The organism is Halorubrum sp. Ib24 (assembly GCF_002252745.1).
GTDB lineage: Archaea > Halobacteriota > Halobacteria > Halobacteriales > Haloferacaceae > Halorubrum.
The window spans coordinates 22,244-47,552 of sequence record NZ_NHOX01000027.1; the positions used below are offsets into that span (position 1 = coordinate 22,244).

Consider the following 25,309-nt stretch of genomic DNA (forward strand, 5'->3'; position numbering starts at 1 on the left):
GTTACTGACAGTATGGCAGACAGTTTTCACCCTCGATAATGGATCCGTTCAAAAATCAGGTCGATGATCGCACTTCGTACACGGATCTTGACGAGCAGTTCTACGACGCGCGGCTCGCCAAAGACTCGTTGACGCAAGGCGACTGGCCGTCACAAATTGATCGGGCCGCGATCGATGTCACGTACGGCGTCGCGCTCGGAACCACTGACTCCGCGTTCGATCAGGGAGCGACGATCGGCCGCATGGACTTCGGCACCGCGTGCGGCCCGCACTACGTCGACGGGTTGCGAGCACTCACCGGGGCCCAATCAGACTTGCCGCAGCTCATTAGCGAGCACGACGCAAGCGATATCGGCGACCTAGCCTTCCGACTGAACGAGCTGCGCGTCGAACTCACGAAACTCGGGTTAGACGACAGCGAACTCGGGGATCTCAACCGGGCAACCGAGGCGCTCATCGAGAAACTCATCACGCAACACGGCGACGAGACATTATCTCGCCAGCCACTCCAACAACCGGAAGCCGTCGCTGACCTGCTGTATCAACTGTTCTCCGACCCGGCTGTGACGAACTACGCAGATATTCTCATCGACTCAATCACCGCAGACACTGGAAACAGTATCGGCGGGGATAGCCTGTTAACACACCTCGATAGACCGCAAATGGTGACGCCGCTGTGGGACCATCAGCAACGCGCGATCACAAACTGGGTCGCCAACGGGACGACCGGGTACGTGAACATGGCGACCGCCACCGGGAAAACCGTGCTCGGCCTCGCCGCCATCGCACACCTGTTCGGCGACTTACACCCTGCAGACACGGCTGACATCCCGGCAGCAACACGATCAGCGACAGGCCGCGCAACCGTGCTTATCGTCGCCGGACAGGACTTACTCCTCGAACAGTGGCAAAGCGAATTCGACGAACACCTGAACATCCCGCGGAGCCGCACCGAAACAGACAGCGACGGTGACCGCCGCATCGAACTAGCGTGGGGTGACATCGAATTCCGCACTGCCCAAGAACTCCTCGCCGCCGACCCCGGGCTGCACTACGACCTCGTCATTTTAGACGAAGCCCACCGGTACAGCAGCGGGCGGCGAGACAGTCGCGGGTGGCGCGACTTATTCGACGACCTCACCACGAACGCCGACAGCGTCCTGGCGATGTCCGGGTCGATCGACGACGAGTGGCTCGGAGACTCCGGCGTCAAAGACGCGCTCGAAGCGAACCTCGCACAATGTATCGAGTTCGGGATCACCGAAGCCCGCAAGCAGAACGTCATCGCGGATTTCCGGTGGGACGTGTGTTACGCCGCGAGCAACTCTGGGGACACGCTCGCCGGGGTCGCAGACTCGACCACCACGCTGACACCGGCATACGACACCGGCGCGCACAAATTCACGCCGCAGGAACTCACCGGCGACGTCCCAGCGACCGTGCCGGACACGTTCGAAACGCTCCGTGACCTCCGGTCGTTCGCACAGAGTAAAGACGGGAAAGACGCGCGGGATCAGTCGGACGCGTTCGACACGTTCACCACCGCAGCGTTCTCCCGCCGACCGAAACGCTGGCAACTGAACCCGCCGCACGACACGATCCGGCAGCTCCTCACCGAACACGTCCCCGAGCGAAAAGCCGTCGTCCTCGTACAGAGTTACGCGCAAGCCGACACCGTCTCCGAATACCTTGCCGAGTGGTTCGACGCGGACACCGTGTACACGCCGACGAAAGACGAAGCCGCGCCGTACGACACGATCACGGCGTTCAAACAAGCAGATGCCGGCGTGCTCGTCGGACCCGGTGACGTGCTCGGCGTCGGCGTTGACCTGCCCGACGCCGGCGTCGCGGTGAACCTCGCTAAAGGCGGGGTGAACGCGTCACTCATTCAACGCATCGGCCGGATCCTCCGGAACCCGACCGGCGACAAGCACGCGCACTTCTACCACGTCGTCACCGTACCAGGCGATGCCAACGCGCGTCTCCCCGGGGAAGACGGTCGACGACTCCTCCGCCGCGCCGCCGAATTCCGCGCGCTCGGCTCCCGATTCCGCGAACACCCCGGGTTCGTCGCCGTCACCGACACCACCAGTCACATCCTCCGAGAACTCGAAACCGCCGGCGCACGCGCCACCCTCGCCGACGACCGCGACACGAGCGACATGGTTGACGACGACGTCGCCCGCGAGTTGTTAGACGAACTCATCGACGAGATCAGCGCGACACTCGACGACACGCGCGACCAGCCCGTCCTCACAACGTACTGGCAACCCGAATCACTCACCCCAGGCGCGATGCCCGTCCACGACAGCGTCACCCAAACCGAATCCACGGAGCAACCCGAGGACACGACCGACGCCACCCCGACGGACGTCACCGTCACGGTCACCGACACCGACGACTCCCCGATCCGGAACGCCGCCGTCATCGCCGAAACCACTACCGACTCCACCGAGAGTATCACCGACGCGGACGGCACCGTCACCATCACACCGCCAGCGTCGGGCAGTAACCCGTCGCTGTTCGTATCCCGCGCCGGCTACCAGAACCAAACCCGCGACATCCCCGCTGATGAGGACACCGTCACACTCACGCTCCCAGACGCCGCTCACACCATCCTCACCGCACACACAGCCGATGAATCCGGAGCTGCTGACACCCGAACCGACTCCAACGGCGATTCTGCCGCCCGAGTAGCGCCAGACGAAGCCGACCTCCGCGCTGAACTGCACCGCGTTGACGACGTTGTGGACGGGTACCCAACACCTGACGACGTCGACACGCACAGCACGTACACGGACACGTTCGACTCGTGGGGTGACGCGCTGCACGCTGCCGACATCCACGCCGACCAACGCGTCATCGACGACGTGCAACGCGTCGCCGACAAAGTAGGTGGCGTGCCGACGATGAACGACATCACCACGCACAGCCACTACACCCCGGCCACACTCGGCGAACACTTCGGCAGTTTCGACACCGCACTCGCCGTCGCCGGCGTCCACGACCGAGACCAGTCCACACCCGCCTCAACCGACGCTGACCCTGACCCCACGGACCCCGATACCAGCACCACGCACAATACAGCCGACACCTCAGACACAACCAGCACATCATCCAGTACCGCTGATTCTCAGACAGGAACCACGGACACAACTACTGAGACCTCCACACGCGACGAGCTCATCAGTGAACTGCAAGAGTTAGCGAACGACTGGGACACCATCAACCGGAAGCTACTGTACTCCGTTGGCGATCACCACCCGGACGAGTACGACGACGTCTTCGGGAGTTTCGACGCCGCCCTCGTCGCAGCCGGCATCGCTGACCCAGACACGGTGGAGGCGGTCACCGAAGCTCAATCAACACTAACCGATGAGCAGAACGAACTCATCGCTGAACTGCAGGACCTCGCAAACGACTGGGACACAATCGACCGGAAACTGTTGTACTCCGTCGGCAGCCATCACCCAGACGAATATGAAGACGCGTTTGGCAGTGTCGACGCCGCCCTCGTCGAAGCCGGCATCGCCGACCCAGACACGGTGAAAGAAGTCACCGCCGACCAATCGTCACCGGCCGATGAGCACGACGACCAATCGTCACCAGCCGATGAGCACGACGACCAATCGACACCAACCGATAAGCACGACGACCTCATCGCTGAACTGCAGGAGCTCGCGGACAACTGGAACACCATCGACCGGAAACTGTTGTACTCCGTCGGTGACCACCACCCGGACGAGTACGACAACGCGTTCGGAAGCGTTGACGCCGCACTCGTCGAAGCCGGACTCACAGACACCGACGCGACCAGTGATGACACAACCGCCGCGACTACCGAGAACGACGAGGCTGTAACGCCTGCAACGAGTCCCGAGAAGCAACCGCAGTCAGTCGATTCGAGTACCACAAACAATCTTCCCGCGAACGAACTCGCCGAGCTGTACGTCGCGTTCGACCGGTTCCAACACTTGGTAACCGAACTCGCGGGCGAACTCGACACCGACGGCACCGCACCGATGGAGCAGTGGGCCGAGACCGTAGCTGACCACTGGGGGAGCGGCGGCCCGGCCGGCGCGCCGAACTACGGCATTCAACAGCGCGACCGGAACGACTTCAGCATCAAAGAGTACCGCGACGCCCACGGCGACGGCGACCGCGTCACCGACTTCCACCACGTCGAATTCGCCGCCGTCGACGACCGCATCCAGCACTTACTCGGCGACGCGATCGACGACTGGGACCACGCCGTCCCCGTCACCCCCGACTCGAACACGCCGCTCCCCGTCGCCATCGCCAGCACCGACACACTCAACACGGCCATCGAACTCCTCGACGAATTTCCCGCATACCCCGACGCCGACCGCCCAGCACCGCCCGACACCGACATGCGTCCGGACAGCCCGACCCTGCCCGACGGCCGCGTCGACACACTCACCGTTACTGTCCTCGACCACGACCCGAACCCCGGATCGAAACGCGACGTCCGCCTCAAACTCGCACTCACAGACGGCACCGAAGTCCCGCTCGACATCTGGAGCACGCACGACCTCTCGCTCGACTGGACCGTCGGCGACACGTACACAATCGAGCAAGCACGACACAAAAGCTGGGACACAAGCACCGGCACCGGCCACCAACTCAGCAGCACCAAAGACTTCCGCCTCACGCCAGCAGACGCCGGCGTGACAGGCACCAATCCGCACACCAACCCGCCGTCACAATCGAGCGCCGATACGAGTCCGACGTTCGGACGTACCCGGGACACCAGTACAAGCAGTGAAAAGAGCGCTTCGAGCAGCGGGAGAAGCCAAGGTGGGAGCAGCGGCACCCCGAGTCGCAGCGACCTCCGCGACGCGATACAACACGTCGCCGAGACGATCGACCGACCGCTCAAAGCCAGCGACGTCAGCGACACCACCGAGCACTCGGTCAACGACGTCACGCGCGTATTCGGATCCTGGCAGAACGCCCTCAACTCAGCCGGCATCGACAACAAAGCCCGACTCATCGACGACCTGCACCGCGTCGCCGACAACCTCGGACACCGCCCCACCACCACCGAAATGAACGAACACGGGCACGTCTCCGCCACCACCTACGCCACGTACTTCGACACCTACACCGCCGCCATCGAACAAGCATTCGACGAAGCCGAACCCACTCGTTCACCGACTGGCACAGACACCGCAGACCAGGCCGACGTCACGAAGACGGGATCCGGCGCGAGCACAGCGACGAGTGGGGGGACAACCGCACGGGACACTGGAGATAACGATCAGGCCACCAGCGGTGATGAGAGCACTGGCACGGACTCTGACGACGACGGCATTATTAGCGACATCATGAACGATTTCGACGGGCTTTCTAACTCCGAATCAGAGTGACACCGCCAGCAACGACCGATATTACAAGAGACGCTCGCTACCGCTACGCAACCAAGCTGTGAGGCTTAATTAAAGATGGATACTCAACAGACAAAACGTCACAGTCAGGGTGGCTATCGAAGCTCAGAGCTCACTCCCACAGTTAGGACAGTAATTTGGATTTTGATACATACTGATATCTACGGAGCACTCGTTACACTGACTGCTATCTCTGTCATTACTGCTTTCCCCTGCCTGCACGGTAGATTGCGATGTTGAATCTCGCATTTTTTCAAACTCCGATTCGATTTTCTCGAATAGATCCGATTCGATCTTGGACGGCATAGATGGCTCCTCAGAACCAGAATCCACCTGAGAATCTAGATGACTAAACAATTCTCGGAGAGTGGATGCTCTGGGATTCACGTCTTGCCGCTCAATTCGAGAAATGAGTGGTTGGGAAACATCCGCAATATTCGCTAGTTCTCTTTGAGTATACCCCGCTTGGCTTCGAGCGTCTTTTAGAACGGAGGGCATAGAGATTTGCACCTCTTCTTGCTCCAGATTTGATGATGAGTTATTGAGCGCCGAGACAATAGAGTACAGCGTGTCAATAGTCGGGTCAACGTCTTCTGACTCAACGCGAGCAATGAGTGGTTGAGAGACATCAGCTCGTTCGGCTAGGTCGGACTGGGTCAGTCCATTATCTTTCCGTGCTGCTCTAATACTGTCCCCACTCGGAATCTCCATAATTACCTTTGATATGTAAAAAACATAAAAATCCGGTATCGTGGCGGCTCTGGTGATGTCTACGAAATAATAGAACATTCACCACGCAGCTTTCGTCAAGATTCAGTGATACAATTCTTAACATGTCGGATAACGGTCTCAATACAACTAGTGCTCACCTACTCATTAGCTATATTTTCGAACTCCGTCATAATCTGTCCGATGATATCGTCGGACTCTGTTTCGGAGGTAGTCTGGGGAGTATCTGACGAACGGCAATCTTTCGTACTGATCCCTGCGTCCTCAAGCGCTTCTTGTCAGCTGGGGTAGTGTTTGTAGTAAGACGAATCTGTGTACGATAACGACTTCCTCATACTCTCGAATAGAAGTCTCAATAAGCTACCGTCGTACCGCGATTCTTCGTTAACTAAAGACGGATACCGAAACAGGATGCCAGCCAATCTGGTATCAATATAATCTGATAATCACAGCGAGGCCTTTATCCTCTACGTGCTAGATTGTCTGTGTAGATGTCACAAGAGGGGTCAAACACTGGAGTTAGTCCGGAGCTAACATACTCTACAGACGACGCCTCAACTGCATTAGAGGCGCTCTCCACCGATACGGCGAATGTGACGAGCCATCTTCTCAACGTCCAAGCTCGGGAATTCGAAATCGCACAAGGACAACAAGAATTGCTTTCGGTTGAGGAAATCAAAGATCGGATCAAGCTACTTGACCACCAACTTCAGGCCGCTCACCGTGCGCTGTTTAGAATGAGCGGTGGGGCGTTGTTCGCTGATGAAGTTGGACTCGGGAAGACCATTGAAGTCGGGATGGTTCTCAAAGAAATGGATTTCCGAAACACCCGTGATAGTTTCCTCATCTTGACTCCCGCACAGTTAGCACCACAATGGCAGAAAGAACTGGACGAGAAGTTCGGCCTAGACTTCGTTTGTAATTACGATGAAGAGTTCCGAGGATTCGATGCGCATGATAAGATAATCGCCAGCGTCGACACCGCCAAATCGAAAATCAACAGAGATAATGTTCTATCACGTCGTTGGGATGTTGCTGTTCTCGACGAGGCGCACTATGTTCGCAACGCAGATACGATGCGGTACGAACTCATGGATGAACTCAGCTACGGGGAGGCGTTCTTTGCGACCGCGACACCGATTCAAAACGATATCTCTGACCTGTACAACATTATTGATCTGATTCGACCGGGGATACTCGGCACCAGACAACAGTTCGACGACCGGTACGTCGTTGATAGTGATGACGCTCAAATTAAGCGTAGCGAGGAACTACAAGAGAAACTCAACCGTGTGATGATCCGTAACCGTCGTGAAGAGACGAAAATCGACTTCACGAACCGGGATGTCCACACGAACGTCTTCGAGCCATCGGCAGCAGAAATGGAGTTATACAACGCTGTCACGGATTATGTCCGATCGAACTACTCTAGTGCCGGTGCTCGGCATTTAGTGTTGTTCACTCTGCAGAAAGAAGTAGTGTCGAGCCCATATGCGGTCGATGAGACGATTGATCGATGGTTAGCTGACAAAGAAAAGACTCTCTCGTCAAGTGAACGGCGCGCGCTGAGAGACATTCAGTCAATCGTTGATGATATCGATCGGACGACCAAGCAGAAACGGCTTCGGCACGTCATCGAAACGATCCAAGATCAAATCGGGACAACCAGAGCAATTGTCTTCACGCAGTTCCGTGCGACTCAAGACGCGATTGCGGACAGTGTTCGCGGGTTAGACCTGCCCGTCCATATTGTGAATGGCGATCTTTCCAGCAAGGGGAAGGAGCGGAAGGTGGCAGAGTTCAAAGAAGAGGGTGGTATTATGGTCGCCACTGACTCGATCAGTGAGGGCCGGAATATGCAGTTCTGTAACGTGCTAGTGAACTATGACCTGCCGTGGAACCCGATGAAAGTCGAACAGCGCATCGGGCGAGTTGACCGGATCGGACAGAACCGCGAGGTCCACGTCTTCAATATGGCGCTAGAAGGAACAATCGAAGAACACGTCTTGAATAAGCTGTTCGGGAAAATCGACCTGTTCAACCAGTCTATTGGTGGGCTCCGGGATATCCTTTCGCGCATGGAAAAGTCCGGATCTGATTTCGAGCGAGACGTGTTCGAACAGTTACGGAACGCCGATTCCAAGGTTGAACTCGAAAACAACTTCGAGGAGATGGCGGTTGACCTCGAAGAGAACACTGACGCGGCGGAGAAAATGAACGATTTCAACCGCGGTGTGTTCGAGGGCTTCGAGTTCGGTGAGAGTGCATGAGCGTTGATGGTGTGAGTACGCTCAACCGGTTGGAAGTCCGCCGGTTCACTGCGACAACTATTGAAGCGTACGGTGGCGATGTCAACCGACGCAACGCTGACACATGGCACGTTACGCTCCCAGACTCGCTTACTAACCTCGCAGAATCTCGTGATGTCGCCGTGGTGTTTGACCCGAAAGACCAGCAACCTGGTCGTGATGAGATTCTCGTCCAACCCGGCTCTCTCGCCTTCAATCAATTGCTCGAACTGGTAAAACAGGAGATCTCAGTCGGGAAACTGTATCTCACAGCGGCCGACATGCAAGTCACTCTCCCCGATGTTCTCGACGTATCCGAAACGACAGCGACAATTGACGAGTTCAACCCAGAACAGACCGCAGATGCTATCGCTTTTCACTTTCTGGTCGAAATGGAGAGCGTCTCGTCGTTCCACCGGGAACGGTTTGAAACCGTCACACTGGACTTGGCAAACGGGAGTTCACAACCCGATCTCACCGATCGGTTACTGGCACATACTAGCACCCTCAACCGTTCTCACGAAACAAGCGATATTACGCCATCGCCCGGCACAATAGAACAGCGGTACGCAACGGCGGTTGAGGAGGTTGAACGGCGAATTGAGGACGAAGCGGCTGAGTTGCTTGATGAAGCCACAGAAGCCGCAGCAACTCGGTCAAAGGAGATCAGTGAGCTGTACAACCAGCGACGGAGAGAACTCGCAGACGAATTCCACGGTTCCGCGTTACGACAACGAGAGCAGTCGTTCGATAAGCGCGAGCGAGAGGAGATAGAGGACATGGTCAACCGGCACGATGTCACCGTAAACACTTCTCTTATTGGGATGACCTTGCTCTCACACGACGTCGGGAGCCTCACACTCTCTATTGACGACGGAGAACGCTCAGGTACTGCAGTAGCCCGATACGCACCCGCAACCGGGGATGTTCTCCGATTCGACTGTGCGACCTGTGATGCGGCGTTCGATCGACACACTCGCCCGCAAGTGTGCGAGTGCGGGAGCGTTATCTGTGCCGATTGTCTCAACGTCTGTGCGGAGTGCGGTGCGACCGGGTGTCCAGACTGTGACACGCCAGTTGCTGCTTGTGAGCTGTGCGGTCGCGTCGAATGTCACCAGTGTGGGTCAGTATGCGAAGCATGCGGCCAAGCGGTGTGTACCAACCACATCGAAACATGCGCTGTGACCAACCACGCAACGTGTTTGGCCTGCGGTGAAGACTGTACCAGTTGCGGGACGTTCCACGCTGACTCGCAACTCAATCAGTGCCGTGTTGACGGCGACCTACACTGTGACACTCATTCAGGCACCTGTGATGAGTGCGCAGACACGCTTTGTAGCGATCACCTCTCGTCGTGTACTGCATGTGGGATTGAGATTTGTTCGGATGACCGAGTGACGTGTGAAACCTGCGGTGATACTCGTTGTCACGACGACGCCATCGCTTGTGACGGGTGCGGCGGGTACCACTGTGCTGAATCAGTTGAACCATGCGAGATCTGCGCGAATCAATTCGGGAGCGCCCATCTCTCAACGTGTGCCACCTGTGACCGCAGTGTGTGTACGACAGATTCCACTACCTGTCGTACCTGCGGGGATACGATCTGTACAGACCATGTCGTGGACTGTGCTGGTTGTGATGAGGCCCTCTGTGCTACGCACAGCAGTACGTGCGAAGTCTGCTCAGACTCCTTTGGGACGCGTCACTTAGCGTCGTGTGACACGTGCGGGCAGGAAGTCTGTGGAACTGATCGTGGAGAGTGTCGAATCTGCGATGACATCGTTTGTGCTGATGACTCTACTCTCTGTACAGAATGTGACGATATTGCTTGTCCGACCCACACTGACGCCTGTGACCTGTGTACCGAACCGTTCTGTACTGATCATCTCGAATCGTGTACCACCTGCGGTGACGAGGTCTGTAGAACTGACCGCATCGAGTGCAGTATCTGTGACAGTGTCACCTGTGATGCTCATGCAGAGAGGTGTGATTCGTGCGAGGCAGACCTGTGTCCGGAACACAGCGAGACGTGCGATACATGTGGAGACACTCTCTGTCCGGATGATCAGTCCCGGTGTACAGACCATGACGCCGTTCTTTGTAACACCCACTCACACACATGTGCTCAATGCGAGGAGACCTACTGTGCTGACCTCGTTACTGACTGCGGTTACTGTGATGGTGTCGTTTGTAATCACCACCAAGCTACGTGTGCACATGCTGATGAGACCGTTTGTGCCGAGCACACTCGAGCATGCGCTGTGTGTTCCGACACGGTTTGTCCGTCACACTCCGTCATCAGCTGCGATACTGACGAAGTCCACTGTCTGAACCATGTTGCAGAATGTACTGACTGCGAAAATCCATTCACTCCCGGTCATTTGGATGCCTGTGGTCGATGCGGCGAGCAAGTCTGTCAGGAGGATCAAGCAAAGTGTGCCACCTGCGACGAAGTACTCTGCCAGACTGATCAAACCACGTGTACTGTCGACGAACAACCACACTGTGCGTCCCACATCGTCTCCTGTGACACGTGTGGTGAGGGCGTTTGCGACGAGCACGTGAAGACCTGTGCGTACTGCGGAGATCTGCTCTGCCACGATGACGCAACGACGTGCACTATCTGTGACGAACCACATTGTGCGTCCCACACCGAAGTGTGTCTTGGCTGTGATGAACCTCATTGCGTCGCTCATTCAGCCACTTGCGCAGAATGCGACTTCTCGTTCTGTACGGACCACTTAGAGGAGTGTTCTAATTGTGGTGAACTTGTCTGTCGCACCGATCGAGAGACCTGTGATTCATGCGGTGAGACGGCATGTCTCTCGGACACTGCAGACTGTATCCACTGTCACGAGAGTTTCTGTGCAGACCATCACTCACGTTGTGGCAGCTGTGACAGTCCCGTCTGTGCAGCAGATAGTACTGTCTGCGTCGACGACGAGGACTGGCACTGTCACGAGCACATCGCCTCCTGCAGTGTCTGTCACGACGAATCGGACCTCAATCAGCCTCGGTGCCAGAATCACCTTCAACAGTGCGTTGTTGATGAGGCGAACCTGTGTTCCGAACACGCTCACACCGATCCGGTGCTACAGAAAGCCGTGTGTACAGAACACCAAACGACCTGTAACACGTGTCGACAACCGATCTCTACGGCTGCTGTAGATAACGGGAAATGTCGCACTTGCCACGAGTTATCCGAAGATGAGTCACTTCAACCGAAGGTTGAGGCCAAACTTCCGGATTCACTTAGCTTCCGCTCGATGCAGATCAGCATTAATTCGTCGTACGTCGTCGTTCACGGGAAGCGGCTCATGCGGTCGAATGAGCTCATCGTGCTTGAACGCGATACAGGAGAGATTATTGAACAGTATCGGACAGGGCTGCTTGCCCGGCTCTCCGGGGGGCGACTATGAGTGACACGCAAGAGTCTGTCTCTTGGTACGACCCGGAGAGTGTTCGTGCCACCGTCGCAAACGGCGTAGCGAGCAACATCGAACCGAGCCGTATTGCTGAATATCTCGCAGAACGGGAGTTCAACGACATCCCGTTGTAGCGCGTCGAGCGCATCGTCGATAGCACGTCAGTTTCCGAGGACACCTCAGGGGCATCGATTGACCTGTCACAACCCGAAGCAACGGACGCAGAGCCTCGTGAAGACGTAACGAAACAACTCGCAGTTTACGATCTGGAATACGTCTCGAACCGCGAAGCTGCTCGACTCATCGGGGTTGCGCTCGAACAGTTCGATGGGAACACGGTACGTCCGCCTGAGACCTCACAGGCCGAAACCGATCTCGTGTGGAATCGACAGCACATGACTGTCGCGTTGCGTATTGTCTCAACCCCGTCAGGGGCTGTTGACACAACCCATATCGACGCCTTACGCAATGGCCAGGTTGGTCTAGAAGACGGCAGAAATCCATCCGAACTCGCAATTGTCACCAACCAAGCCTTCACCGACAGGGCCCTCGCCGCTGCTTACGAACACGACATCCACTGTTTCGATGCCGGGCACGTCGAGGAATGGTTCCGTCGAGCCAGAATTCCGATGGACGCCGTTGGCACACTCCTCGAAGACGGTGAAACACACGACGGGCCATTAACAGACCTTGTTGAACTTCCACCGATTCCGGACCCACGGAGGGTAGTCGATCCGCTTGAGATCAGCAGGGCATTCGACATTGACTCCCTCCGGACGCCCGCTGAAGAAGAGAGCACAGTCTCTAGCGCCGACCAATCAGAGGCGAACCACAAACGCCAGGAAGCCGGTCGTGATCGTTCGACCACCCAAGGCGACCCGCTTGGCGGTATACAATCCTCGTCGGGTGAAACCGGGACGCTGTATGCGGATCCGAATGAAGACGGCGATTACGACGTGTTCGACAAATTTGTTGATGACATCAAGAGTGGAAGCCATCAGTCGGACACATCTGATAATGACAAGAAGAAATCGCAAGAGAATGGAGAAGAAAGTGAGACAGCCGACACACCGAGCGAATCGACGGCAAATCCAACCCCTGCTAATGATATCGATCGGGAAGAGCTGTTGTTTGACCTCATAGACGCAAAACAGGACGGCGGTGAGCGAATGTCTCGAAACGATGTGCAACGGCATGGTTCATATCCAGTTGAATACTACGAGCAAGAGTTCGGTTCGCTTGCAGATGCGCTAGACGTGGTAAGTGTTGAATATACGGAGGACTCACAATGAAGACAAGACTAACCGAAGAACGACGAGCCGTACCACGCAAAATCAACAACGGTCACGCTCAAAACCAGGGAAACCATGCCTCTCTACGAGGGTCGAAATACAGTCTCGTCTCTGACTGATGATTATTGCTTATGCCGTACTCAGTGGGAACAACGAGATTCTACATTTACACAAACCACCGGACTGGCTACCCGTGCACTCGTTCTCCTCGGGAAAACCGGCGGGTACGGGTTTCAGGGTTACCGCTGACAACGAAGTCTCACGAAAATCAAAAAAAAAGCCGAGATTACGAACACGTGGACGAAGCCCCCATCAACAACGGAGTGGAACCCGTGTACGTCGGGAAACTCACCGGCACCTCGATTCGACGAAGCGACTCAGACCCAAACAACTCCGCTGCGAAAAACAGTGTCAAGGTGTGAAGGGATTCCGTTCACCAGGGGAACGCTGGGAGCGCAGCCAAGACGGACCTATTTGGAAATGGAGAGATTACGGTCGAATCAGCATTTCGACCACCCGAACCGTAAGCAAATACGAAACGTACCGAGAGACAGCCGGCGACTGTTATATCACTAAAACGCCCACGTCTGGGTGAACATCCCGAAAAACGGTATCTCACCAGGAAAACAAACCGCGGTCGGGAACGCAATTAGAGAGTGGAAGGAAACCGCCGAAGAAGAAGGTGACACTGCCACTCTCCGCCTCGTCAATCGACGGCTTGTTGCCACGAGCCGCGAGGATGATCCCTCTACCGGTCATTTCCCGATTCACCTCGGGCAGCTTAGCGACTTCGATGACGGCCTTATCCCTCGGCCAGTCGTTGATGAACCAAGCTACTTCCAAGCCGTCTGTGAGTACGAAAACGTGTGGGAGTAAATTAACTCTACGACTCACTCGCAGTTATCTGATACTTCCCTCTAAAGAACCTCTCTTTTCTTGGAATCGCCCGGCCTTCTCGCAGGGGAGTTTGAGGCTGATGCGAGTTATCCTAGTCGGTTCCCGTCGGGCCCGGGATTTCGTGTAGAGCCACCAACATCGACCACTCAGGGATGTCCATACTCTCGCAGGTTTGATCCGTGGGCACACACCCACTGGAAGGCGAAGCGTGCCCAAACCGCGAGTCAGCGTCGTAACATACAATCTCTGATAATTTTAGCGTAACGACTAAATCAGCCGTGACTCAAGCTTAAATTCATGCCAAGCCAGGATGACTTGTCTGTTGGCGACGAGTGGCCGCATCATTATCGGGGGCTATCGCTGCAGGCAAGTCCAAGCGGAGAGGTTTGGTGGCAACTCTATCAGGGGACAGACCGGCTACATCTAAATCCTTCGCCGGAAGAGATAGTGGATCGATTGCTAGACCACAAACGGATCGGGGGCCGGTTCCACGTCACAGAGACGGGTGACGTATTAACCAGGGTCGAAAACGGTGACGAGTACGAGCAAATTTATCTCGGAAGGATCGACGAACTTGACGGCGAATTAGTGCCGGACGGCGCAGAGGAGTTTAGCGTCGATCTCCAGCCAGATGGATTGGAGCCAGGTGATCTGTGGCCGAGTGTCTACGACGGCAGTCGATACTCGTTCGTTGGCGATCGATTCTGGTGGCACAGTGGGCAATCACATAAACGCCACCCCGTTCCCAACGGACTTCCGACCGATATCGAACAAAGTCTTCAACGCTACAAACGGGATGGCGGGTCCTTCAGAGTACTCCCCTGGGGAGACGTTATCACACTCATTCCACTGCATCCCACGCCAGAGAAGGTCGAGGAGCAATTCAATGAGCTTCCGCGGGTCGTCCGCAATATAATCAAGCTCCGCAAAGACCGTGACGTGGAGATGTTGCCCGTGTATATCGGCTCACTTGACGACTACCAGATAGAGGTGAACGATCCTCCGTCACTCACAGACAGACTCTCAGCTGAGGAAGAAGAGTCACTCAACAGCTGGGCACAGAACCTCGGTCGAACAGAGACCCGATCGACCAGCGCTCACAAAGTCAGTAAAGACACAGATTCTGGAGACTCGACCAAAGAAGGGAATACGTCGGGGGCAGGAGGCGGCGGGAATGAAAAAAATCCTAAACAAGGAGAGGATGAGAAGCCTCCCGAACTCGATGACGACCCTGTTGATTGGATTATGGAGGATGTGGAGGATATGGACGGCCAGAGTCCGAGTCGACAGGATTCAGCATGAGCGCCCAGCTGGCTGATAAGACAATCTCGGTCCCTATCGCCGGTGACAAGGACGTGAGTATAGAACCCGGACAGCCATATCCCGGTCCATATCGGGGGTCACAGTACAGTATCGTTGACTCGCGGAATCACGGTACAGTGGTTGAGTGGAAATACAATGACTTGGTCGTTCACGTCAACCCACCGAGTGGGTTACTTGATCGGTTACAATCCTTAGGAAAGTCACGGGGTAGTGGGAGAGGCAGCATCCGTATCACTGCAGATCGAGAGGTTCTCACCAAAATCAACGCGGATGAGTACAGATACAGTCACCAAGCACCCGTCAGTAGTGGGTGGATCCCAGTCTATCTCGGCAAATTAGAGGGCGATCTCGACTTCGATATCGAGAACAACCCGTCGTTACCTGATCGGGATCTTTGGGTCTGGAGCGGGTTCAGTTTCAACCACGGTGAACGGTGGAGCGTCAGCAATGATGATCGGCTCATATGGACGTGGCAGAATCACCGATTTTATTCAGCGTTTGAACACCGGGACCTGATCAATAAGTACGCCAAGTATCGAAGGATCGCAGGTCGGCTGTACATCAACGAACACGGGCACGTCTACGTGAATGTTCCTCGGGAGGAAGTGCCGCCGGGTGAGGCTGAAATGGTTAAACAGGTCTACGATGAATGGCGGAGACACGCAAACAGTAATGGCAAACGAGCGGCTAAGCGGCTCGTTGAACGACGTCTAAAAGTCACAGGAGATGGCGATCCATCTAAAGGCCATCTTCCTCTATACATTGGCCACCTCTCCGAATTCGATGATGGGACGGTTCCGAAGCCTGTGGTGACTGATGAAGGGTATTACGTCGATGCGAGTCGTGAAGAGGCTGGAGGATACTGACCGATGGGTCGTCGATTTCCGCCGGCGATATTCGGGCTCAAGGCCGACAGACAGCGATATCGGACGATCGTCCAGACGGCGTTCGAGCAAGATTCGCCAGTCGCACGGCCGGCGTTCGTAAAGCAATGTCAGTCTCAGATTGTGAAGCCAGATACCGGCGAACGGTATACAGAGTCCTATATCAAGCGAATCGTCGGTGCCTATGTCCAGGTTGGGGCCCTGTCACGCGATACCTCTGGCGACGAGACAATTCTTCACCCGTCACCGTTCGCCGACGAGTTGCTTGACGGTAATCTCCCACTCTCTGAGTGTGTCTGGAAGTGTCTCAAGCGCCGGTGGGTCGCAATGGGAAAGCGACCAGAGGGTATCGAGGGGCTGGATCGCGTACTTCGGACAGTTGCGGACGCTGAGGGTAGTCTCAACAAGAACGAAATTCAACGTCGGCTGTCTGAAAATGAAGGATACGAGTTCAACGATGCCGGGCTCCGCGGGTATCCAGAACTGCTCCAATTGATGGGTGTGCTTGAGTCGACGAGCGATGAACTAGAGACAACCAGCGAAGACATGGTTGATCGGTACAAGCGCCGACTGCGAGATACCGATATATTTCGCACCTTGGAGAGCCGGCTCCGACGTGAAGGGCCGATGGTTGAACCACCCGATAGAGACGCCAAGCGGGATCTCGTGAAATACTACATGTACCGCGAGGCAGGAGGATGGCAGAAACGAAATAACTGGCACGAGACGTTCTGGCAGGATTATCTAAAACAGGAAACGCGCAAGGGAGAGACTGGGAGTGAACTCAGGCGCAGGGACAAGTATCGAGAATTCAGATCGAGACGGAAGTCTCTCCGTGACGAGGTACGGGCTCGGTTCGAGAGTTTCGAGGATGACTCGCTAAGCGGTCTGTCTACGAGCGTGTTGGAACGAATTGTGGAGGCAGAAACGGAAACGGAGGCACGACGGGTCCGGGTTGCGGCTGGATCAGGAGTCTCACGAGCCGATCTTCAGTTACTCGAAGACAATACCCGGCCGGACTACGCTTTCTCGGAGTCATTCGAGCTGTACGATTGGCAATCTGAAGCCTCTACTGCGTGGTTTGCCTCTGAGGGAGAGTACCAACGAAAACAGGGGATTGCTCAGGTAGTCACTGGAGCGGGCAAGACCGTCATGGCATTGGACGTCCTCAGAAAGTGGCTCGCTGGTGATTCTGATCGGGTAGCCACCGTCATCGTTCCAACGAAAGTGCTCATGCAGCAGTGGTTGGTCGAGCTCGTGTCCACATTGAATGTCCCTGTTAATGACGTGGGGTGGGCGGGAGCCGGCAACAAGGACGACTTCGATGACTGTCGTGTTCTGGTAAGTATCGTCAACAGTGCCGTCCAGAACGACTACCTCAAGACGATTCTCCAGGAGGCAGGGACACCGGAGCACCTACTCATCGCAGACGAGTGCCATCGCTATACCGGCGACAAGTTCTCTAACGTGTTCGATTACCCACGTTCAGCCTCACTAGGGCTGTCGGCAACAGCAGTTTCTCGCGGAGAAAGCGAGCGCACTGCTGACGACGAGCTGTTGCTAAATGAACTGGGTGACATCTACTACGAACTGACCTACGATGAGGGGATTCAACGAGATCTCATCCCGGAATTTTCAATCAAATACATCGGATTTGACCTCGCCCCGCAGGAGCGGAACCAGTACAAACGCCTCTCAGAGAAGGTCTCTGCGGCGGTGAAAGACATTCAGCAGCGGTATGAACACCGACTGTACGAATTGCCGGGTGGATTTTCCCAGAAGCTGCAGATGCTCCGGAAGGAGGTCGAGGGACCGACACCCGCAATAACAGACTACTTCGAATACACGCAAGATCGGCGTGATCTCGTTGACAACGCCGCTGCCAGGCAGGCGATTACACTCCGGTTGCTGCGGAATGCCGTCGAAGATGACGATAAGACGATCGTCTTTCAGGAGCGTATTGAGCAACTGGAGCAGTTGATCGCTCCGCTTGAGCAGCGCGGTGTGAATCCACGCACGGGAGAGCTGGCTGAGGATGCAGAGAACTACCGAACACAGTTATATGAGGAGTTCGAGGGGCTGAAAGACGCTGACGAGGAGATAGAGGCGCTATTCGCTGACCCTGACTACTGGCCTGTGATGTATCACTCTGGCCACTCCCGAGACATTTGGAATGACATTGCGATGGAGTGGTTCAGACAAGACGGCATGGCAGACGTGATGTTGAGTGTGAAGGCGCTGGTCGAAGGGGTCGACGTTCCCAGTGCAGACGTTGGGATCGTCCGGGTTTCAAGCAGTAGCATTCGCCAGCGGATCCAAACATTAGGCCGGATCCTACGAACCGGTGATAACCCTGACGAGCAATCCACACTCTATGTTCTCTATGCTAGGGATACGATCGACGAGCGGATATTCAAGGAATACGACTGGGAGACAGAGCTGGCCAGCGCGCACGTCGAGCAGAAGGTTTGGGAGTCAGACCCGGACGAGGGCTACGTTTCGGGACGAATCCGAGATGCAACGCCCGAAGAGTATCCGCCCCGCCCGGAACCAGAGACCGTTCCAGACCCGGACGAACTTGAGATGGGTGACCAGTACGATGGCCCACGTGAGCCGGTTCGTAAAGTGAGCGTCTCAAGCCAGGGAGAGCTGTTCGAGAAACGAGGCAACGACCGGAAATATCTCGATGTGAGCGGGTTCAAACAGACTATCGATTTTATGCTTCAAGAGAAGGGTGGAGGCACCCTTATTGTAAATCGTCATAACCATTTGATCACCGTGCTTCAGAATGGGCCTGTATTCTTACGAACCGTCGATGGGCCAGACGCGCTTGGACAGGCTAAAGACAACTCAGGGGATGACGACAACGATGAAAAGAATCCACTGGTGGATGATCCAGCGAATTATGATGACCTGTTCTGACGTCCCACGAAGCACAGATTGTACATCGGACTATTATTCCTAAGTCAAGAATGGTTATTTACGGGCAGATCAAGTCTCTGCTCGGCTGGGAGCGCTATTGAGCTAACAGCCGCAGTTGACCAGACAGTGAGATACTCACCTACTCATTAGCTATATCTTCGAATAATCTATAGACGTGAAGAGCGTTTCAATAAGCCCAGATATGCGAATAAGCCGAGGAAAGTGACTGTGGTCTACCGAGATCGGCGAGAATTAGTTAAAGATAGCGAGCTCCGTTACTACTTGAGATCGCAGTTTAAACAACAATGTTGACGGTACAGTAATGGGTACATCCAAGCGTTAGACAGAGCGGAGGAGTTTACCCAACACCACCAGAATATTTACCAAGACGTGAACGAGTCCGAGGACAGCCCAGACACGGAAGAAACAGCACCGGACCTACAGCGACGAGATTTGGTGATCTCCCTGGTCAAACTCACGCAGGAGCTGGGTCATTTACCAAATTCGGACCAGATCAACGAGCGCGGCGAGTATCCGTATCAGCGATACCAAGAGGAGTTTGGCAACTTGTTCAACGCGTGTCAAGCGGCTGGGATTCTTCCGGATGATGTGACGATACAGGATTTTCACGGCGAGGAAGCTACTGAACCGGTTGAGGAGGCGGACGACATCGAATCCAACCCGAAGACGAAGTCGGCGTCGCAGTCTACATCCGATCCTGCGGTAACGCAGGGAATTGATGAGGCAGACGCCGAACTCAGAGAATCTGACGAAATCGATGAAGCAGATGCGCCCGAAGGAAAATCGGTCAAGACCAATGCTTTCATTTCAGATGTAGACCGGCCAAGTTTCGACGGATCGGCAGAAATCGATGAGTCAGAGATGCTAAGCGAGATTCGGTTATTTGCCGACATCATTAATGAGCCACCCACTAAGGAACTGGTCGTAGGGTACGGCAAGTATCCAGCGGACGAATACCGGGCGTCGTTCGGGTCGTGGGATGCTGCACTTGAATCCGCGGGATTTGACCCCGCTGAGATGCCGGATTGGAGCGCCCGGTCAAATACGAACGTCGAAATTCTGGATGGGATCCGGCTTGTCGCTGAGAAATTGGGGCACGCGCCGACCACCACAGAGACCGGGAAGCACGTCGATTTTTCCCCGGGATTGGCTACGTTGCGATTTGGATCATGGAGTGATGCACTCGAGGCCGCTGGTTTGGACCCATCAGAGCGGCCTAGCGTCCAAGATAGTGGAACAGCCGACAGTACAGATAATAGGAATACAGATGGCAGGATTCCCGAAGACGATGACGACGGAGATACTGAGGAACAAGATTCAATGCATAGCGTGATTGAAGAAACACTAGAGGATATGCTGTTATCGAGTGACGATGACGACCCTATCTAACTGATTAGTATCTTCTATATGAGGACTAAAGTGTTGATAACATAGAGCGAGCGACTGTAATCATATAGATTAAAGATCTCTCAGATAGAGGTGTCGACAAGAACGTAGAATGGTATCTAACATTCGTTTCAGCAGGTGTGCTCCGATTCATGAGTAGTGAGACATGTGAATCAGCTGTTGAGCTGGAAATGCTTGCCTCAGGAATGGCAAAGCAACACGAGACATATTTAGACGCGTTACAGGAACTCATCGATAATTCAGTTGCGGCATCTGTCGATGAGGAGTCATACTTTGAGAATCCAGATGAACAGGTGACAATCTCGCTGACGTTTGTGCGTGGCGAAGATACAGTCACGACCTATATATCAGATAATGGGCCAGGGATTACTCGTGAGCAGCTCCAAAACCATGTATTTCGAACCGGAAATAAAGAGATTTCAGATGGGATTCTAAATAATGTTGGATGGGGTCTCAAAGCCAGCCTCGCATGGTTTGAGGAGTCTCTCAAACAGCGTGAGCTTCAAAATGATACAAATCAATTTACCCTCGTAACACAGACGAATACGAGCGACTGTTTGCGTGTTGATGGACCCATTACGGGCGATCTTCCCATTTCCAGTGGGAGTGACAACGATTGGGAAATCGGAGTTCCTGACAATATTTCTGAACTAAATCAAGCAGATCACGGGACACGTGTTCATGCTACTTGTGCCAGGGCCCAATTTGATAATGATGTTTGGCCGTCAGCAGACTCACTCGACAAGAAAGTCCAATACGTCCGTGAGCGACTAGGCACCCTCTTTCGGCGGTTACTGTCCGCACGTGAGGACAATCGAATTGTAGTGAGCTATCACGACCTCAAAACAAATGAGCGAGAGTGTTTCGATGTAGTTCCGATCTGGCCAATATACTCTGATGAGACACAAAAGAAGAGTCACGAATTTGAGGTTACAACCCCGAGGGGCGAGCAATACAGAGTAGAGTACGAGTCCGGGACACTGGATATTGACGCGATGACAGACCGTGCTAAAGACAAGTGTCCGAACTTACTCACACAAAGCGGAAAATTCCGGTATAGATACCGCCCAAGTCAGAACAGACAGGGTATCGATATTTATGCAAATGGTCGGGTCTTGATGACTTCCGTATTTGAGGACGTGTTTGATCTCACACGCAATAACCAGTATAATTACTTTGGAGGGACACTCCAAATTATACCGATAGGCGACACTGACGAGGTGCCAACAGATAATAAAAAAACTCGGCTAGATACGAACAGCGAATTATGGAGAGAGGTTCAATCTGAGCTGTCTACCGAAGAATTCCTTCCTGAAGGGCGTGAGTACGGGAAACGGATTTCAACCGGCGGGGCATCCGGAGAAGATACGACACAAGAGGAAGATGAGACAACTAAAATCCGCAGTCAGTCTACAACAATTGACAGCGATTCAAACGTATTCGGGCTCCATAATGCGGATGCACGGAGTGCTGTCTCTGAGCTCCGTTCCTACCAAGAAGATACGACAGAGAGTGACGAACAACTCCTCGATACGACTGTCACGTCACCACCATACTACGATCTGAAAGAGTATGGCTCAGATGACGACGACGAAGTAGGTCAGCACGGCTCGTATGTGGAGTACCTCAATGAACTCCGGGAGGTGTTCGACGATGTATATAAACTAACGAAACAGGACGGATCGCTGTGGATCGTTGTCAACACATTTCGGCGGAATCGAGAAATCGTTCAGCTCCCGTTTGATATCGCCAGAGTCTGTCAAAACCTCGATCACGGTATAGAATGTCCAAGCTGTGAGAGTACCCTCTTACGGGGTGTGGACATGGTGGAGGGTCGCAAAGCAAATTGTCCGCATTGCGGTCATTCTATACAGAATAACGATTCGTGGATCCTACAAGATATCGTCGTCTGGAACAAAAACAAGGCACTCCCGTACACTAAGCAAGGGCGGCTCCGGAATGTGTTCGAATACATTCTTTGTTTTAGCAAAAATCCCGATTTCGATTTGAAGATGGACCGAATCCGCGAATCGCATCCAGACGATTTCAAACAATGGTGGGCAGACTTCCCCGAGCGGTATCATCCGCGTGGCAAGCTCCCCGAGAATATATGGGAGTTTGAACCACCGACACGCGGTTCCTTTACCGGTGATGTAGACGTGTTCGACCATCCGGCCGCGTTCCCACCTACACTTGTTGAGCGAATGCTAACACTGTCAACGGATCCAGGTGACGTGGTGTTGGACCCGTTTGCTGGGTCGGGTGTCACCATCGCACAGGCCGAGGTCATGGAGCGAAACGGAATTGGAATAGAGCTCAATGAAAAATACTGTAACGCGTATCCAGAGCTTCGAGAGCATCTCGAGACACAAGAGAAAGTAGAGCCAACTGCCACACAGGAGGACTTAGATCGACTAATTTGCGGGTTACGTCAGACGAAGTATGCACGCGATTTGGTTCGGACACTCGCCGGGGAACTCGGACTTTCCAGTCCAGCTCAACTCGATGTGCATACGGTCTTTTTAGTAAGTCGAGAACTCGGATATCAATCCGTTGCACCTGACACGCACGGGAAAGTCGATATCGTGTTAATTGTCGATGAAGAAACAACAGCTCGTGATGCGCTTACGTATCATGAGACTGCTGAAGAAGTTGCAACAATGCGACCTTGCTCCGGGTTTGGCGTGAAAGCCCGCCCTATTGTACTAACGACCGACGAATTCACGACTGAAGTCGCAGACGGTACATACACACACCTGCCAGATGACTTGTTTGTGTACGAAGACGGGCGGCACTACGTGTACACGGAGACAACCACTTTCTCAGAGTGGCAATCGATGACACAGAACAGTGCAGAGTGGACGCAACAATATACCGACGATGAAACTCCACCGATTGTTACCAACCTCGGTCTCGAAGTAAACCATCCCAAACACTCGATGGATACTATTTCTCGACCGTTGTCCGGCAACCACGAGTTCCAGCTCACCCAGCCATCCGGTAAATCAATCGAGTCGGTGATTAAATCGGAGTAGCCAGGGAAGAGTTTGAATGCAGTCTCATAGTTTTCGCATCCTCTATCAGAAGACAGCGTCACCTTAGGGATTCAAGAACAGAGTACCAACTCATTTATCAGTGGTCCTGCCATCCTCACTGACGAGTAAATGACCGACGAGCCAGACTCTCGTTTTCGCATCTATCAGCATGACTCACGGGAGCTGAAATCACGCCTGGAAGCCGAATTTGAGGATGTCAATGGCCTTGTCGATACGATAATTACCTCCCCGCCGTACGCAGATTTGATTGACTACGGAGATCACGATGAACAGGTCGGTCAGCAAAACTACGAATCATTCCTTGACGACATCAGGTCAATATACAAGCAGTGTTACGAGATTGCCGCTGACGACTGTACACTGTGGATAATCACAGACACGTACAAAACTAATGGTCGAGTCGTACGGTTACCGTTCGATATCGCTGACGAACTCGAAAATCTCCAAAATCATAAAACGTGTCTTGAACCAGACTGTAGCGGTCATCTTCAACGGAACCGCGGTAACGGGACGCTCGTATGTCAAACGTGTGGTGAACTGCACGACCCATTACCTGAGTCTTGGCGTATGGAGGATAACATCATCTGGGACAAACTTCGTACGCGTCCGTGGCATCAGAAAGGCAGGTTGCGGAACGTCTACGAGCACATTACCATGTACTCGAAAACAGATGAGTTCACATACAACAAAGACGCAATCCGCATTACTGATCCCGACGAATTCAAAAAGTGGTGGGTGAACTACCCAGAACGATACAGCCCAAAAGGGATTGTTCCGAGCAACGTCTGGGAATTCCCGATCCCGAAACAGGGCCAGTGGGGACCGAAAGTCAGCTACCATCCGAGCCCGTTCCCTGAGGGACTTGTTCGACGAATTGTCCACCTCGCCTCTGATCCTGGTGACGTTGTCTTCGATCCCTTCGCTGGGATTGGCACAACCCTCGCTATCGCAGAGGCACTTGGCCGGAAACCACTCGGATTCGAACTCAATAGTGAGTACATCGACTACTACGAGGATCATGTCCGCCCCACTGCACTGCGCGAAGTTGGTAGTGTCCAATCAACGCTCCAAGACGAGCAAGCACTCCTGCAAGAGCAGATCTACACGCTACGCGTGCACAAGTATGCCTATGAACTCTACAAGGAACTGATCACAACCGATAGAAACAGCCTCCGTGACGGCCAGATCGAATTTATTCAAACTACCAGCGACCCCACTCAGTTTGATCAGGACGCAGATCCAGCAGCCAGCCTTGTGTTTGTCTGCGAATCGGCAGAGGATTTCAATGACGTATCAATGGACGCTGCAATAGAGGGAATGCTTTCAGAAGACAAGGGATCTGGCGACTACTATGGCGTTGATTTTGATCCTACGTTCAGTACGGTCAACGAATATCTGGATACACTACGTACTGATCCACCCACACTCCTTAATGAGAAGGTGTACCTCTACCAAGGCAAACACAACTGGGCCGAATCCAGCATGGAAATCGAAGACTGGATCGACTGCGTCGCTAGTAACGACTGGTTACAGTATTGGTCAAAAACACGCCCTCCACTCGTCTCGAACCTCAATATTCAAGTCGAGAACCCCATGGAAGATCGGGGACAAGAGCAAGCGGGCCACCAAGCAGGTTTGGAATCGTTCGATTAACACG

At 54.2% G+C, this 25,309-nt stretch carries 13 protein-coding genes; 10 read left to right on the plus strand and 3 right to left on the minus strand.

Features of this window, described 5'->3' with window-relative positions; translation table 11 throughout:
* Window positions 1-38 precede the first annotated feature (38 nt).
* The gene (locus tag DJ82_RS06680) at window positions 39-5,390 is read left to right on the plus strand and encodes a homing endonuclease associated repeat-containing protein (RefSeq protein WP_094581370.1); all 5,352 of its coding nucleotides are present in this window, start codon (window positions 39-41) and stop codon (window positions 5,388-5,390) included.
* Window positions 5,391-5,513: 123 nt separating this feature from the next.
* Here the strand turns inward: DJ82_RS06680 and DJ82_RS15250 are convergent, their stop codons facing one another.
* Window positions 5,514-6,119 carry a helix-turn-helix domain-containing protein gene (locus tag DJ82_RS15250; RefSeq protein WP_241881447.1) on the minus strand — a complete coding sequence of 202 codons (606 nt, stop codon included), beginning with the start codon at window positions 6,117-6,119 and terminating at the stop codon, window positions 5,514-5,516.
* Between the two features lie 509 nt (window positions 6,120-6,628).
* Between DJ82_RS15250 and DJ82_RS06695 the strand changes: the two genes are divergently transcribed.
* Window positions 6,629-8,407, plus strand: a complete 1,779-nt coding sequence (locus tag DJ82_RS06695; RefSeq protein WP_094581371.1) for a DEAD/DEAH box helicase — start codon at window positions 6,629-6,631, stop codon at window positions 8,405-8,407.
* A gap of 2,303 nt (window positions 8,408-10,710) precedes the next feature.
* On the opposite strand, the gene DJ82_RS14455 is transcribed toward DJ82_RS06695, so the two are convergent.
* Window positions 10,711-11,025: a hypothetical protein gene (locus DJ82_RS14455; protein WP_158217283.1), complete on the minus strand. Its 315-nt coding sequence runs from the start codon at window positions 11,023-11,025 to the stop codon at window positions 10,711-10,713.
* 279 nt (window positions 11,026-11,304) lie between these two features.
* Window positions 11,305-11,499 carry a hypothetical protein gene (locus DJ82_RS14460; RefSeq protein ID WP_143420510.1) on the minus strand — a complete coding sequence of 65 codons (195 nt, stop codon included), beginning with the start codon at window positions 11,497-11,499 and terminating at the stop codon, window positions 11,305-11,307.
* Between the two features lie 746 nt (window positions 11,500-12,245).
* Here DJ82_RS14460 and DJ82_RS14465 point away from each other — a divergent pair.
* From DJ82_RS14465 to DJ82_RS06720, 8 genes are all read left to right on the plus strand, one after another.
* Window positions 12,246-13,142, plus strand: a complete 897-nt coding sequence (locus DJ82_RS14465) for a hypothetical protein (RefSeq protein WP_143420511.1) — start codon at window positions 12,246-12,248, stop codon at window positions 13,140-13,142.
* Between the two features lie 591 nt (window positions 13,143-13,733).
* Entirely contained in the window at window positions 13,734-14,018 is a 285-nt protein-coding gene (locus tag DJ82_RS14470) for a hypothetical protein (protein ID WP_143420512.1), read from the plus strand.
* Between the two features lie 318 nt (window positions 14,019-14,336).
* The gene (locus DJ82_RS14475; protein WP_143420513.1) at window positions 14,337-15,341 is read left to right on the plus strand and encodes a hypothetical protein; all 1,005 of its coding nucleotides are present in this window, start codon (window positions 14,337-14,339) and stop codon (window positions 15,339-15,341) included.
* Complete coding sequence (locus DJ82_RS14480; RefSeq protein ID WP_143420514.1) at window positions 15,338-16,228, plus strand: hypothetical protein; 891 nt, start codon at window positions 15,338-15,340, stop codon at window positions 16,226-16,228. The genes DJ82_RS14475 and DJ82_RS14480 overlap by 4 nt, the downstream gene beginning before the upstream one ends.
* 3 nt (window positions 16,229-16,231) lie before the next feature.
* Window positions 16,232-19,168: a DEAD/DEAH box helicase gene (locus tag DJ82_RS06710; RefSeq protein ID WP_094581374.1), complete on the plus strand. Its 2,937-nt coding sequence runs from the start codon at window positions 16,232-16,234 to the stop codon at window positions 19,166-19,168.
* A 390-nt stretch (window positions 19,169-19,558) separates the two neighbouring features.
* Window positions 19,559-20,578, plus strand: coding sequence for a homing endonuclease associated repeat-containing protein (locus DJ82_RS14485; RefSeq protein WP_143420515.1), 1,020 nt, complete (start codon window positions 19,559-19,561; stop codon window positions 20,576-20,578).
* Window positions 20,579-20,727: 149 nt separating this feature from the next.
* On the plus strand, window positions 20,728-23,631 hold the full coding sequence (locus tag DJ82_RS06715; protein WP_094581375.1) for a DNA methyltransferase: 2,904 nt from the start codon (window positions 20,728-20,730) through the stop codon (window positions 23,629-23,631).
* Window positions 23,632-23,760: 129 nt separating this feature from the next.
* Complete coding sequence (locus DJ82_RS06720; RefSeq protein WP_094581376.1) at window positions 23,761-25,305, plus strand: site-specific DNA-methyltransferase; 1,545 nt, start codon at window positions 23,761-23,763, stop codon at window positions 25,303-25,305.
* Window positions 25,306-25,309: the final 4 nt, after the last annotated feature.

Coding starts and splice junctions, on each gene's coding strand:
- DJ82_RS14465 (WP_143420511.1), top strand. CDS start 12,246: ATGACTGTCGCGTTGCGTATTGTCTCAACCCCGTCAGGGGCTGTTGAC.
- DJ82_RS06695 (WP_094581371.1), top strand. CDS start 6,629: ATGTCACAAGAGGGGTCAAACACTGGAGTTAGTCCGGAGCTAACATAC.
- DJ82_RS06710 (WP_094581374.1), top strand. CDS start 16,232: ATGGGTCGTCGATTTCCGCCGGCGATATTCGGGCTCAAGGCCGACAGA.
- DJ82_RS14480 (WP_143420514.1), top strand. CDS start 15,338: ATGAGCGCCCAGCTGGCTGATAAGACAATCTCGGTCCCTATCGCCGGT.
- DJ82_RS06720 (WP_094581376.1), top strand. CDS start 23,761: ATGACCGACGAGCCAGACTCTCGTTTTCGCATCTATCAGCATGACTCA.
- DJ82_RS06715 (WP_094581375.1), top strand. CDS start 20,728: ATGAGTAGTGAGACATGTGAATCAGCTGTTGAGCTGGAAATGCTTGCC.
- DJ82_RS15250 (WP_241881447.1), bottom strand. CDS start 6,119: ATGGAGATTCCGAGTGGGGACAGTATTAGAGCAGCACGGAAAGATAAT.
- DJ82_RS14475 (WP_143420513.1), top strand. CDS start 14,337: ATGCCAAGCCAGGATGACTTGTCTGTTGGCGACGAGTGGCCGCATCAT.
- DJ82_RS06680 (WP_094581370.1), top strand. CDS start 39: ATGGATCCGTTCAAAAATCAGGTCGATGATCGCACTTCGTACACGGAT.